Raw genomic sequence first — 13,044 nt, forward strand, 5'->3', positions numbered from 1 at the left:
TATGATTGCTTATTGCCTGGCTTACCCGATTCTTTACCTGATTTCGTTCTTGCCCTTCCGGGTACTTTATGGCTTCTCGACGTTCGTAAAGTTCATCTTGTTTGATATGATCGGGTATAGAAAAAAGGTTATTCTGGGCAACTTACGTCATGCATTCCCCGAAAAAACGGAATCCGAAATACAAGTCATCGCGCGGCAGTTTTACCAATATTTCTGCGATATGATGCTGGAAACGGTAAAAAGCATGACGATTTCGGCAGCAGCACTTCAAAAACGTTTTTTATGCACTGATGCTTTGCTGAAAGACTTTCAATACTTTGCCGATCAAAAAAAATCGGTCATTATTGTGATGGGGCATCATGGTAATTGGGAATGGGGCGGCAACAGCTTCGGACTAAACTGCCCGCAGCAGCTTTATGCCATTTTCAGGCCTTTACACAACGTATATTTCAACAACCTGATTATCCGGATCAGAACCCGGTTTAAGACCAAATTAATGACCGATAGGGATGTTATTGGTGCCATGAGGAGATTAAAGAGGGAAGGAAGCGTTATTGCAACCGCTTTTCTTGCCGACCAGGTTCCGGCTAGTAAAAGTGTATACTGGACTCAGTTTCTGAATCAGGAAACGGCTGTTTTTTGGGGAACAGAACGCAGCGCGATCAGTATGAATATGCCGGTGATCTATGCCGATATTAAGCGGGTAAAAAGGGGCTATTACCGGGTAGAGGGCAGAATACTTGTTGAAGATCCGCAGCAATACAAAACAGAGGGTTTGATTTCGGAATTACACACCCGGGCACTGGAACAGGATATTATCGCGCAACCGGAAACATGGCTTTGGACGCATCGCAGATGGAAACGACAAAAACCACCAACATCATTATAATGAGATATGCTCCCGATTGGGAGCATATCTCATTATATCCATTTAATATTATTTTTCAAAAACCATAATCAGTCTGGGCGATACGGCCTGATCAAAGGCGCCTAGATTGTAATCGCCAAATACTTGCGTCATGGTCAATCCTGATGTTTTAAAAATTTCTTTAAAATCTTCGAGTTCAAAACCAGATACACGTTCCTCGTACTTCCGCGCTTTACCCTGATCATCTGTAAAGCGGATTTCTTTCACCACTTTCCCATCTTCGAAGCTTCTTTTGAGGTCAAAGGTTACCCCTTCGGTGTGGAGTATCTCTGTAGACACTAACTTTTCTTTTACGACCGATATATTCATATAATCAATCACCAGCTTACCACCGGGTTTCAATGATTTTGCAAAGGCTTCTGCAGCTATGATATTGTCTCTGTATTGCTGAAAATAGCCGAAACTGGTAAAAAAGTTAAAGGCATAGTCAAAATAATTGAGCCGGAATATATGGCGCATATCATGTCGGTAGAAAGAAAGTTGCTCATTACTGAGTTCCTTGGCGCGGTTGATCCGCTCCTCTGACAAATCAATACCAATCACCTCATGGCCCTGCGCCTGCATGTATTGTGCATGCCGGCCATCACCACAGGCAATATCCAGTATTTTACAACCCGGCTTGATCTCCAAAAATCGGAATAGATTGTCTACCAATCCCTTAGCTTCTTTCGTATCTCTATTCTTATATAATATTTTGTGGTATGGGGAGTCAAACCAACTCTCAAACCACTCTTTTTGTTCCTCTTGCATTATCTTTATTATTGGATTGCAAAAGTAAAAGCTAATGTTCAGATAATGGTATATTTTATGTTAAGATAAAGATTCCTGCAGGTTTGCGACCGAAATTAAACTACTTTTGCTCGTTGTTAAAAAAATGAAAAATGGCTTTAATTAAATCTATATCAGGCATCAGAGGGACCATTGGGGGCGCTCCGAATCAGGGCCTAACCCCGATTGATATTGTGAAATACACCGCTGCATTTGGCGTGTTGGTACAAAAAAAGTCTTTAGAAAATAAAAAAATTATTATTGGCAGAGATGGCCGTATCTCCGGAGAGATGGTCAAAAACCTGGTCGCAGCTACCTTACAGGCCATGGGCTTTGAGGTAATTGATCTTGGATTGAGCACTACCCCTACGGTAGAAGTGGCCGTAACGATGGCAGCCGCAGCCGGAGGCATTATCCTTACGGCAAGTCATAACCCAAAAGAATGGAATGCCTTAAAATTATTGAACGAGAAAGGAGAATTCATTAGCGCTGCTGAGGGTGCAGAACTGTTAGCCATCGCGCAAAATGATGAATACTCTTTTGCCGAAATCAATCAATTGGGTTCTATCACTCAGGATGACAGCTATTTGCAAAAACACATTGATTATATATTAGCACACCCTCTGGTGGACAAAGAAGCCATCGCTGCCGCCGATTTTAATATCGTGGTAGATGCTATCAACTCCACCGGTGCTACATTTGTTCCGGCATTGCTGGAGGCTTTAGGTGTTACCAAAATAAAAGTGCTGAATGAAGAAGTAACGGGAAATTTTGCCCATAACCCGGAACCTTTGGCCGAAAACCTCAGGGAACTGTGTAGTTATGTCGCCAAAAACAATGCGGACATGGGTATTGCCGTAGATCCGGATGTAGATCGCCTTTGTTTTGTTTGTGAAGATGGTAGCTTATTTGGCGAAGAATATACTTTAGTTGCCGTCGCAGATTATATTTTGCAACACAAAAAAGGAAATACGGTTTCTAATATGTCTTCAACCCGTGCCTTAAGGGATATCACGGAAAAACATGGGGGTATTTATTACCCAAGTGCCGTGGGTGAGGTTAATGTAGTGGCTAAAATGAAAGCCGTAGATGCGGTTATCGGCGGCGAAGGTAATGGCGGTATTATTGATCCGCAATCCCACTATGGTCGTGATGCCCTGATCGGTATCGCATTATTCTTAACACACCTGGCTAAAACAGGCAAAGGCGTTAAAGCCTTACGGAATACTTATCCAAACTATTTTATCTCTAAAAATAAGATCGAATTAAGCCCGGAGATCAATGTAACGACGCTGTTTGCCAATATCCAAGACAAATACAAGAAACAACCGATCAACACCGAAGATGGTTTGAAAATAGAATTTGATATGGATTGGGTACACTTAAGAACTTCCAACACGGAACCGATCATCCGTATTTACAGTGAAAGTAATAGTGAAACGACTGCAGAAAATATTGCCAAGCGTATTATGGCGGATATCAGTGAGTTGATATAAGAAGCATACCGAAAAAGATATAAGGAACATAAAAAAAGGACCGATGCTGATCAGCATCGGTCCTTTTTTATGTTTGTATTATTAAAGCATTATTGTAATCTGTAGTTCACCGGAACGGTAAAGTAACAACGTACTGCTTGTCCGTTTTGTTTACCTGGCTCCCACTTCGGCATAGATTTCACTACGCGTATTGCTTCTTCCGGTAATCCGTTACCCAATTCTTTTCCTTTCGCTACAGCCACATTAGAGATAGAACCATCTCTTTCTACAACAAATGACACATATACTTTACCCTGGATACCATCTTCACGAGCAGCATTAGGATATTTCACGTTGTTAGAAAGATATTTGTTCCAATCATAAGGTGCTTTCGGAGGATTCTCTACCGAACGGAAGATTTCCGTCTTAGAAGGACCACCGTCTCCGTCTCCACCTGTTTTTACCGGCTCTGGTTTACCATTACCGCTTGGCAGGTTACTTAAAGAAGGATCTAAGGCATCCGGGTTATCCGAACCATCTTGTGTGCTTTTACCCACTACAACTTTATCATCTTTAGGTTTTTCAACCAGCTTTTCCTCTTTAGGTACTTCCGCATCTTTTTTAATCTCCGGCACGGTAAACTTCACAGAAGGTTTTACCGGTGGCGGTGCCACGGGCGGCGGCGGTGGTGGCGGTTCATTTTCTTTCAATGGCGGTGGTGGTTCCAGATTTTTCATTTCTGTTACCGTAGGAACATTAGCTGTAAGGCCTTCATCTTTAGGTTTACGCTTAATCAAGGTAGCCCCAAAAACGCCTCCTACCACCAAAACACTGATCAAACCTGCTACCAATGCACGACGAGGATATTTTTTACGCAACTCATATCCACCATACTTTTTGTTTTTACCTTCAAAAAGTATGTCAAGATAACTTGAGTCTAATATTTTTTTAGCATCCATAATTTAATATTTGTTGGGCTTTGAATTATTGAATCCCATTTGCTTTTTCTGTTGCCGCGATAAATTCCAAATCTACCGGGGTAATGTCTACTACTGCATAGATCGGTACTGCATTGATGGTCATTTCGTCCAATACATTGATCAGATCATCTGTGGTTGAATTTTCAGCAGGCTTCACCATAATGGTCAATTTATCATCTGCCTCTAATTGTCCGCCGGAGATCAATCCCTGTACTTCTTTTTTCTTTGCAATAATCGCGTCTCTGATACCATCCAGGTCTTTAAACCCAGTCACTTTTAATTCCGGTGGCTTTGTAGGATCAGAGCCGATACCATAATAATAATAGATACGATGATCTTTACTTAAAAGGATGGTCATTGCGGTACTCTCTTTAACCTTGCTTTTATCCGTATCCTTCATCAAATCATCCTTAAAAGGCATCTGAATCTCCATTGTCTTAGGTTTAGACATGGTAGTGGTAAACATAAAGAAGGTAATCAACAAGAATCCTAAGTCCACCATCGGTGTTAGATCTACTCGGGGGGAACCTTTCCCACCTTTGACTTCCATATCAGCCATAACTCAGTTTTTTGATAGCAAAAGAAATGGGTTGCATTTCTTTTGCTATTAGTTAATAGTATTTTGAATAAGATATAACGCTCTTATTATTTAGCTTTTGGTGTGGCCAGCTCTTGCGCTAATGCCGATCCCGGAGGAACCCCTTTACCGTCGGTAATGAAGTTAAAGCGGAATACTTTCTGATGGCCTAAAGTCGCAATTACTTTTTGGATTTCAGGATACTTCGCATCCCCGTCCGCTTTTATGGCAATACGCAATTTGGCATTGGCATAACGCGCTGTTTTAATCCAATAGGCAAGCTCATTTGTATCATAAGAGTCTGTAGTATCGGTTGGGATACCCGGTGCCGTTTTATCATACTCATTTCTCTGAGCCGGTGTTAAAGACAAATAAGAAGGCAATTTATTAAAAGGAACACCGATAGATCCACCTTCTTTAAATGCTTTAATCTGCTGTGCATTCAAATTTAAGCCTTTAGCCGTGCTGATCTCCGTGATTAACTCTTCTCTTACGTTTAAGTTATCGATAGAGAAAAATACTTTACCGTCTTTAGAAAGAGACAATAAGATATAGTCATTCGGGATAGGCATCGTTGAAGTAGATGCCGGTGTACGAATCACTACAGGCTCTTGTGGCTTAAACTTTGTTGCCAACATGAAGAACGTCAATAGTAGAAACGCTACGTCACACATCGCCGTCATGTCCACATGGCTCCCTTTACGGGGCAATTTTACTTTTGGCATTTTCTTTGTATTTTAAATATTAGACGTAAATGGAAAAACTTTCCACAAAAATTTTTCAGAAAAGCTACAAATATTATTTGTGGTTAACTGCAAAGCTTTGTGTCAAAGTGAAACCACTCTCATCAATATTATAGTTTACACCATCTATGATTGTTGTATAGAAGTTGTAGAAAATGATTGCAAAGAAAGAGGTAGAGATACCTAATGCAGTGTTATACAAGGCCTCAGAGATACCCGCAGCCAAAGCTGTTGCATCAGGAGCACCTGCATTCGCCATTGCAGAGAAGGATTTGATCATCCCGATTACCGTACCGATCAGACCTAATAAGGTTGCTGCGGAAGCAATCGTAGATAAGAATACCAAGTTTTTCTCTAACATCGGAACTTCCAAAGCAGTTGCTTCTTCTACTTCTTTTTGGATAGATAATACTTTTTCGTCTACAGTCAATTCACTGTTAGTCGTCATTTCTTTATATTTCAATAAACCGGCACGCATTACATTACCTACAGAACCGCTTTGTTTATCACATTCTGCGATCGCTGCGTCAATGTTTTTGTTTGCCAGGTGATATTGTACTTTACGTACAAACTCACCACCGTTTGTTTTACCTTTTGCTTTCATGATTGTGATCGCACGCTCAATAACGAATGCTAACATTACTAAGAAAGTAGCCATCAACAAGGGTACGATAAATCCACCCAAGTACATATTACCCATAAAGTCACCTGGTTTTGGTTTGTGCTTCTCTGCATCTAAGAAGTGAGAAGGATCGCCCAATACAAGATGATATATAACCTGTCCTACAATAATACACAATGCTACAATAAGGAGATTCACCCAAAAGCCATTTGAGTTTTTAGATTTAGTAGGTGCTGCTGCTTTCGGAGCATTTCTAACTTCTGCCATAATTCAATTTTTTGTTGTTTACGATTTTGTGTTTTTTAATTGTTCTGTCTATAAAATGTACTAGCAAAGATATTGGTTCAGTTGAAATAAACAATACCTAGAAAAAAAAATTACTGCAAGCATCAGGCAGCAAAGTACGGTTACTTCCAATATAGGGTACAATAATATGTTTACAATATGTTTATCAGCTAATTATCAACGGAAATTATATTTAATTTATTATTTTTCGTCCAAAAAATCACAATTTCATAACAGCGATTCGATACTTTCTTTATGTAATATCCTGAAAATCAACGATCCATCTGGAGCATACTGGGGTTGATCGCAGGCAAAAAGCTCATCGATCAAAGCCTGAGCCTGTTCTTTTTGCATGGTTCTCGGTATCGCCATCCGTTTCGACATCGTTTTAATGATTGCTAACTGCTTGGTATTTTGTACCATATCAGATTCATGTTTCAATTGTTCGATGATCGCTTCCAGGACTTCTGTTTCATAACCTAAAGGAATATCTGTTGGCGTTCCCTGAATCAAAAAGGAATGCGCCGTATCCGGTTTTATATCATAACCTAATAAGAATAAGTCGCTTAGAATCTCTTCAAGGATAAGAGCATCTGCCGGTGCAAAATTGACCGTGATCGGAAACAAAAGCTGTTGGGATACATGCCGTTTGTTTTCCAGACTTGAGGCGAGTTTTTCATAAATAATGCGCTCCAAAGCACGCTTCTGGTGTAGGATCACCACACCCGATTTCATTGTCGTAATCAGGTAATCATTCCATTGGATAATGGCTTTATACCCCACGTCATCCAACACTTCTGTACTCATCAGCGCTGCCTGAACCGGTCGCTCATCCGGTATTATACTTTCGGGAATACCTAAAGAAGGCATATCCGGGAAAAATGTTTTTTGTTGCTGCTTCCAGGCCGCCCGGTCCTCCTGCTTGTCAATAAAATGAGCCTGCCCCCCTTTCGAGAATTTATCGAATAAATAACCCGAAGTGGCGGCTTGCCTTGCCTGCGTTTGCGGCATTTGCAGGGCCGATAAATGCTGTATTTCGGGATCTAAAGTAAAGTCAATAGAAGGCGCTACATTGAATTTATTTAACGCATATTTTATGGCTGCCTGCAAATAGGCATACATCATTTTATCATCATCAAATTTCACCTCCTGCTTAGTAGGATGCACATTGACATCTACTTTTCGCGGATCAATCTCCAGAAACAGCACATACAGGGGAAAGGCATCTTTGGCAATCAGCCCTTCAAAGGCACTATTGACGGCATGATTGAGGTAAGCGTTCTTAATAAACCGGTTATTGATAAAAAAATACTGGTTGCCCCGCGTGCGATTAGCCGCTTCGGGTTTACCGATAAAGCCGGTAATATTCAGCAGGTCAGTTTGCTCCTCGACCGGCACTAAATGACGATCGATATTGTTTCCGATCAGCGCCAGCACCCTTTGTTTGAGGTTACCGACGGGCAGGTTAAACTGCTCTACATTATTATGGGTAAACTTAAAAGCAATATCCGGATGCGCCATGGCAATGCGAATAAACTCATCCAGCACGTGTTTGAGCTCTGTCGTGTTTGACTTTAGAAAATGCCTTCTGGCCGGTACATTATAAAAAAGATTCTTGATCGAAAAACTAGTGCCTTCGGCACAGGCAACGGGTTCCTGTTTGGTCACCGAGGAGGCTTCTATTTCGATAAGCGTTCCCAATGCATCGCCTGTTTGTTTGGTCTTCAGTACCACCTGCGCTACCGCAGCAATAGAAGCCAGGGCCTCGCCACGAAAGCCTTTGGTACGGATCTCAAAAAGGTCCTCTATTTTTTTAATCTTGGAGGTCGCATGGCGTTCAAAACTCATACGGGCATCAATCGCACTCATTCCTTTGCCATTATCCACTACCTGTATCAATTCTTTCCCGGCATCTTTCAGTACCAGGTGAATGCTACTTGCGCCCGCATCAATCGCATTTTCAAGCAACTCCTTTACTGCAGAGGCGGGTCGTTGGATGACTTCTCCTGCAGCAATCTGATTGGCTAAATGATCGGGTAATAATTGAATAATATCGGGCATAAAAGTATCTGAGGGGGAAAGACTATCAGGCTACAAAAATAAAAAATAGCCCGCGCAAAACGCAAAAAAATAAAAAATAAAGAAGGTCAATCGTAGCTGATCCCGTATTAATTACCAACGGTTGTCTTGAAGGCCACATGATGATTTCCGACAAAATAGACGGTATTCCTGGTGGGATGAAAGGCAACCCCGTGTAAATCTTCGGAGGTAAATTTCTTCATTTTAGACCAGGACTTGCCGGCATTACTGGTGTACATAACCACTCCTTTCTCGCCTACAATATATCCATCAGCTCCTTTAAATGCTATATCGCGGTAACGATCGGTATTACCCAAAGGGTTTTGCCCGTTTTTCACTTTATTAAAATGGGTACCGTTCTGCGTAATGTGTGCGATCGTGCCATTATAGCCAACCGTCCAGATATTATCTTTATCAATACCGTATATCGCTCTATAGTTATCGTTGGTCAGGGACAATTGCTGCCAGGTTTTGCCACTGTCTACGGTTTTCACTAAAGCCCCATAGCCTGCAGCATAGGCTGTTGCCGCATCGACAAAGCAAATGTCGTTAATCGCAAAAGGAAAAGAATCGACCTGAAGACTATGCGCCTCAGCATCAATACGTTGAATAACCCCTCGATCATAGCCCGCATGGCCTACGGCACATCCGTTTTGATCAGAACCGAAGGCGATTCCGGTATAGGAATACCAAAAATAATCGCCCTGGCGCAACAACCATTGATCATACCGAAAGTCGGGATTACGAAATATTTTACCATCGTAGCCTACTGCATAAACCATATTATGCCGAATCGTACCGGCATAAAGTACCTTATTGGAATATAACTCTGCATTATAATGAAATACCTGCCAGGTAGCCCCGTTATCGTTGCTTTGTAAGAAATCATTTCGCTCAAACCGGTCTCCACCCAAAATAAATACCCGGTCAAAAGAATCAACGAGCACGGTATTGTACATCCCTTCCCCGACATAAGGCAAGGTTAATTGTGTCACCGCCGTGTCCCAGGATTTCTTTTTGCAGGCATAAAAGCACAGCAGCAAGCCCAGAATCAGGCTTGTATTTTTAACTATCGCCACCACGCTCCGGCAGCGCTTCCTCGTGTTCCCCATATTCGGCTCTGTAAATTCTGATTAACATTAAAAAATAAGACAGGACCAAAGGTCCGAAGATCAAGCCTACAATTCCGAAAAGATTTAAACCCAGGATCACCCCAAATACGGTAATCAGCGGATGTACATCTCCAAATTTTTTCAGGAATAAAAAGCGGATCACATTATCGGTCGACCCGACAATGATAAAACAGTATAAGGCCAGCCCGATAGCATAGTTTGTTTCTCCTTTTGCCAATAAATAAATACAAACGGGTACCCAAACAACCATCGTACCGATGACCGGAATAATCGTGGCAAAACCCGTAAGGGCTCCCCATAAAACGGCTCCCTCAATGCCGCAAAACCAATACGCCAATATCGCGACCAATCCTTGACACAAAGCCAAGAAAGGAATACCGATGGCATTAGATATAACCAGGTTTTGGGTTTCTTTCCATACTTCCTGGCGGCTTCTTCTGGCTAAAGGAATATAAGAACGGAATGCAGCCTCCATAGCCCTTCCGCCCATCAGTAAAAAGTAGAAAATGAATAGCGCAGTAAAGATATTGGCAAACAGATTGGCGGTAGCATTCAGGATTAAGGGCAATATCCCAACTCCTTTCTGCACAAATCCAAGCACCTGTTGCTGAGAAATACTTACCTGAGGTACCTTTTCCTGTACATAGGCATATACCTTAAGTACATTATTTTTAATGTTATCGGTATTGCTTAGTACGGTATTAATTTTGGGGGTCAATACTTCCACCATAAGATAAACCGGCCCCACCATTGCAACCAGCAAACCCAAAATCAGTGTGGTCGCCGCCAGCCATTTTTTCCATTTCCGTTTTTCCGTGAGTTTAAAATACCAGGAGCGAAACATGATATATAAAGCGGCGGAACCCAGGAACCCGGGAATAAAATAGGACAGTTTCCATACAATCACAATTCCTAAAAAAGCAATAAGCAAGAGTATCACGATCTGTCTGATCACATTGTTTTTAATGGCGTCCATATAGCTGTGTTTTAGTTAATTTACAAAATATTTAAGAAAAGATACCCTTAAATATTAATGAATCTATAATTTTTTAATCATATTTTTATAGCAAACAAAAGTAATATAGATTTGTGTTACAAAAGTATACCAAACATAAATCATTAAATTTAAACACTATGGCAAACAGTACAGGAAAAACACTAGCAACCCTTTTGATCGGAACCGCAGTAGGCGCAGCAGTAGGCTATATCTTAGGCACAGACAAAGACAAGCGTGATGAACAAATCGAAAAATTGAAAGATTCTGTTTCTAAATTGAAGGACAGGGTTTCTAAAAAAACAAAAGATTTAGAACAAGAGATCTTTGAATCTTAAGATCGCTTTGATTTATTGGGGTCAAAAAGTTATTTTTGTTTCAAAATCAAAACATTCTCTTGGAAAATCCTATAACAGCTTTAAAAGCATACATAACCCGTTATATCAGCCTTCGTGTTCAAGAAGTTCGTTTAGAAGCACTTGAACGTGTGGTGAATGTAATGGGTTATTTAATTTACGCCTCCGTAGCCTTTCTTTTTGTATTTGCTATGTTTTGCTTTGGCGCTTTGGGCCTTGCCGAATTCCTGAGTGCGGTATTCGAAAGTAAAACCATGGGCTATCTATCCATTGCAGGACTAATGCTCTTGTTCTTATTTGTGTTGTTTCTTTTCAAAAAGAATATCATGCGTTTCCTTACCGGAAAGTTTATCTGGTTGCTCACTAAATCCAGAGACGAAGACGAAGACGAGATTAAAAGTACTTAACACCAGAAACTACGACTTATGCCAAACCAACCAGCAGCTCCCAAGCAAAAAAACAAGACCTCCTTTAGCTCGATGAAATCTTTACAGGAAGCGCAACTTAAGGTCAAGAAGGAATATGAATATTTGGAAGATAATATGTTTTCCAGCATTTTCGATCCACAAACGCTGGGTATGGGTCTGGTTTCCAAAATCATTAATCCTAATGAGGGCGGCCTCTTAAGCCTGAACTCAATCACCTCCTTATTCCGAAAAAAAAGCAAGCCTGCGAAGCCCGCTGAGGTATTGGCGGCAAAAGCACTTACGGATACCAAAGAAATCAGCAGCACCAAAAAGCCGAAAAAATCCTTCGCTAAAAAAGTGGCTGTTTCTTTTGTCAAATGGCAGTTATTTAATCTTGCCTGTTGGGGCATTCATAAAGCCTATGATGCCTATACTGAAAAGCGAAAAAAAGAAAAAGCCCTCAAAGCCCTGAATAAAACCGCCACCAAACTGTTAAAAGAATTGGATTAAGTGGTTCTTATCTTTATTTTAGGATAGATAAATGACATTAATCATTATTTATACCACAATTAAATAGTATTTTTGCTAGATAATTATTCAATCTGGTATTTGTGGCGAAAAACATCTCATTCATAAACAGCATCAACCCTGACTTCACAAAGGAGTTAAAGGGCAAAGTAGATGCCTACTTCAAAGACAACAATAAGAAGCAGACAGGAGACTGGCGTATCTATCATAAGACGCTGGTGTTGGTACTCTCTTTGATTGTCTTGTACGCCTTGCTGGTATTTGGCAGCTTGCCTGTTTGGGTCAACATTATTATGTGTGCCTTGTTAGGACTGACCTTCTCCCTGATCGGATTTAATGTGATGCATGATGGTGGTCACGGCAGCTATTCTGAAAAGAAATGGCTGAATAATGTTATGGGCCATTCGCTGAACATTATGGGTGCCAGTACGTTCTTATGGAAATTCAAGCATAATATCATGCACCATACCTATACCAATATCGAAGGGCATGATGAGGATATTGATATCAAACCTTTTATTCGCACTACACGGGAGCAAAAATTATATTATATGCACCGCTTCCAGCATATCTATTCTATCTTCTTATACTCCCTGACCTATATCTTTTGGGTTGGATATAATGATTTCAAAAAATATTTCGCAGGCAATATCCTAGACAAAAAAATTCCTAATATGAAATTCAGGAACCATTTGGGTTTCTGGTTGACTAAAGTATTTTACGCTACTTTTTTTATTGTTATTCCGATTATGGTCGTAGGCTGGCAACACGCCTTGATTGGCTTCCTGATTGTAGCTGGTGTAACTGGCGTTATTATCAGTATTGTATTTCAGCTGGCACACCTTGTAGAAGGTGTTGACTTTCCGGTACCTAATGAAGATACCCACAAAGTAGAGCAAAACTGGTTTATACACCAATTACAGACTACTGCAAATTTCTCTACCAGAAGCAAAATCGTTTCTTGGATGACCGGTGGTTTGAATTTTCAGGTAGAACATCACTTATTTCCGAAAATCAGCCATATACACTACCCTGCCATCAATAAGATTGTCCAGCAGGTATGTGCCAAATACAATGTACCGTACAATGAGCACCGTACTTTAGGAAAAGCCTTTGGATCGCATTTACACTACCTAAAAGTAGTGGGACAGTCGGCATAAGATTGATTC

The 13,044-nt window shown here is 40.8% G+C and carries 14 protein-coding genes; 6 read left to right on the forward strand and 8 right to left on the reverse strand.

Annotated features, from left to right (window positions below; all coding sequences use genetic code 11):
* The first annotated feature begins 1 nt into the window (after position 1).
* Positions 2–889, forward strand: coding sequence for a lysophospholipid acyltransferase family protein (locus DBR32_RS03115; protein ID WP_124634810.1), 888 nt, complete (start codon positions 2–4; stop codon positions 887–889).
* A gap of 48 nt (positions 890–937) precedes the next feature.
* Here DBR32_RS03115 and DBR32_RS03120 read toward each other — a convergent pair whose 3' ends face one another.
* Positions 938–1,678, reverse strand: coding sequence for a bifunctional 2-polyprenyl-6-hydroxyphenol methylase/3-demethylubiquinol 3-O-methyltransferase UbiG (locus DBR32_RS03120; protein WP_124634811.1), 741 nt, complete (start codon positions 1,676–1,678; stop codon positions 938–940).
* A gap of 131 nt (positions 1,679–1,809) precedes the next feature.
* On the opposite strand from DBR32_RS03120, the gene glmM reads away from it, so the two are divergent.
* Positions 1,810–3,192, forward strand: a complete 1,383-nt coding sequence (glmM, locus tag DBR32_RS03125) for a phosphoglucosamine mutase (RefSeq protein ID WP_124634812.1) — start codon at positions 1,810–1,812, stop codon at positions 3,190–3,192.
* An 89-nt stretch (positions 3,193–3,281) separates the two neighbouring features.
* On the opposite strand, the gene DBR32_RS03130 is transcribed toward glmM, so the two are convergent.
* The 7 genes from DBR32_RS03130 to DBR32_RS03160 all read right to left on the reverse strand — a co-directional run bounded on the left by DBR32_RS03130 (position 3,282) and on the right by DBR32_RS03160 (position 10,566).
* Complete coding sequence (locus tag DBR32_RS03130) at positions 3,282–4,130, reverse strand: energy transducer TonB (RefSeq protein WP_124634813.1); 849 nt, start codon at positions 4,128–4,130, stop codon at positions 3,282–3,284.
* A gap of 25 nt (positions 4,131–4,155) precedes the next feature.
* Positions 4,156–4,710: a biopolymer transporter ExbD gene (locus DBR32_RS03135; protein ID WP_124634814.1), complete on the reverse strand. Its 555-nt coding sequence runs from the start codon at positions 4,708–4,710 to the stop codon at positions 4,156–4,158.
* An 86-nt stretch (positions 4,711–4,796) separates the two neighbouring features.
* On the reverse strand, positions 4,797–5,453 hold the full coding sequence (locus tag DBR32_RS03140) for a biopolymer transporter ExbD (RefSeq protein WP_124634815.1): 657 nt from the start codon (positions 5,451–5,453) through the stop codon (positions 4,797–4,799).
* 73 nt (positions 5,454–5,526) lie between these two features.
* Positions 5,527–6,360 (reverse strand): MotA/TolQ/ExbB proton channel family protein, encoded by an 834-nt coding sequence (locus DBR32_RS03145; protein ID WP_124634816.1) that lies wholly within the window; start codon positions 6,358–6,360, stop codon positions 5,527–5,529.
* 246 nt (positions 6,361–6,606) lie between these two features.
* A complete protein-coding gene (gene mutL / locus DBR32_RS03150) occupies positions 6,607–8,439 on the reverse strand; it encodes a DNA mismatch repair endonuclease MutL (protein ID WP_124634817.1) in 1,833 nt (610 codons plus the stop codon).
* A gap of 107 nt (positions 8,440–8,546) precedes the next feature.
* Positions 8,547–9,536 carry a YCF48-related protein gene (locus DBR32_RS03155; protein WP_158605889.1) on the reverse strand — a complete coding sequence of 330 codons (990 nt, stop codon included), beginning with the start codon at positions 9,534–9,536 and terminating at the stop codon, positions 8,547–8,549.
* Entirely contained in the window at positions 9,523–10,566 is a 1,044-nt protein-coding gene (locus DBR32_RS03160) for an AI-2E family transporter (protein WP_124634819.1), read from the reverse strand. Before DBR32_RS03160 ends, DBR32_RS03155 begins: the two co-directional genes overlap by 14 nt.
* A gap of 158 nt (positions 10,567–10,724) precedes the next feature.
* Between DBR32_RS03160 and DBR32_RS03165 the strand changes: the two genes are divergently transcribed.
* The 4 genes from DBR32_RS03165 (at position 10,725) to DBR32_RS03180 (ending at position 13,035) form a co-directional block, all read left to right on the forward strand.
* Entirely contained in the window at positions 10,725–10,922 is a 198-nt protein-coding gene (locus DBR32_RS03165) for a YtxH domain-containing protein (protein ID WP_124634820.1), read from the forward strand.
* 59 nt (positions 10,923–10,981) lie between these two features.
* The gene (locus DBR32_RS03170; protein ID WP_124634821.1) at positions 10,982–11,347 is read left to right on the forward strand and encodes a hypothetical protein; all 366 of its coding nucleotides are present in this window, start codon (positions 10,982–10,984) and stop codon (positions 11,345–11,347) included.
* An 18-nt stretch (positions 11,348–11,365) separates the two neighbouring features.
* Entirely contained in the window at positions 11,366–11,857 is a 492-nt protein-coding gene (locus tag DBR32_RS03175) for a hypothetical protein (protein ID WP_124634822.1), read from the forward strand.
* Positions 11,858–11,958: 101 nt separating this feature from the next.
* Positions 11,959–13,035 (forward strand): acyl-CoA desaturase, encoded by a 1,077-nt coding sequence (locus DBR32_RS03180; RefSeq protein ID WP_233559648.1) that lies wholly within the window; start codon positions 11,959–11,961, stop codon positions 13,033–13,035.
* Positions 13,036–13,044 lie beyond the last annotated feature (9 nt).

This window comes from Taibaiella sp. KBW10 (assembly GCF_003852495.1).
Lineage (GTDB): Bacteria > Bacteroidota > Bacteroidia > Chitinophagales > Chitinophagaceae > Edaphocola.

Bases quoted from the DNA above. Each gene is read 5' to 3' on its own strand.
- DBR32_RS03115 (WP_124634810.1), top strand. From the start codon at position 2: ATGATTGCTTATTGCCTGGCTTACCCGATTCTTTACCTGATTTCGTTC.
- DBR32_RS03120 (WP_124634811.1), bottom strand. From the start codon at position 1,678: ATGCAAGAGGAACAAAAAGAGTGGTTTGAGAGTTGGTTTGACTCCCCA.
- glmM (WP_124634812.1), top strand. From the start codon at position 1,810: ATGGCTTTAATTAAATCTATATCAGGCATCAGAGGGACCATTGGGGGC.
- DBR32_RS03130 (WP_124634813.1), bottom strand. From the start codon at position 4,130: ATGGATGCTAAAAAAATATTAGACTCAAGTTATCTTGACATACTTTTT.
- DBR32_RS03135 (WP_124634814.1), bottom strand. From the start codon at position 4,710: ATGGCTGATATGGAAGTCAAAGGTGGGAAAGGTTCCCCCCGAGTAGAT.
- DBR32_RS03140 (WP_124634815.1), bottom strand. From the start codon at position 5,453: ATGCCAAAAGTAAAATTGCCCCGTAAAGGGAGCCATGTGGACATGACG.
- DBR32_RS03145 (WP_124634816.1), bottom strand. From the start codon at position 6,360: ATGGCAGAAGTTAGAAATGCTCCGAAAGCAGCAGCACCTACTAAATCT.
- mutL (WP_124634817.1), bottom strand. From the start codon at position 8,439: ATGCCCGATATTATTCAATTATTACCCGATCATTTAGCCAATCAGATT.
- DBR32_RS03160 (WP_124634819.1), bottom strand. From the start codon at position 10,566: ATGGACGCCATTAAAAACAATGTGATCAGACAGATCGTGATACTCTTG.
- DBR32_RS03165 (WP_124634820.1), top strand. From the start codon at position 10,725: ATGGCAAACAGTACAGGAAAAACACTAGCAACCCTTTTGATCGGAACC.
- DBR32_RS03175 (WP_124634822.1), top strand. From the start codon at position 11,366: ATGCCAAACCAACCAGCAGCTCCCAAGCAAAAAAACAAGACCTCCTTT.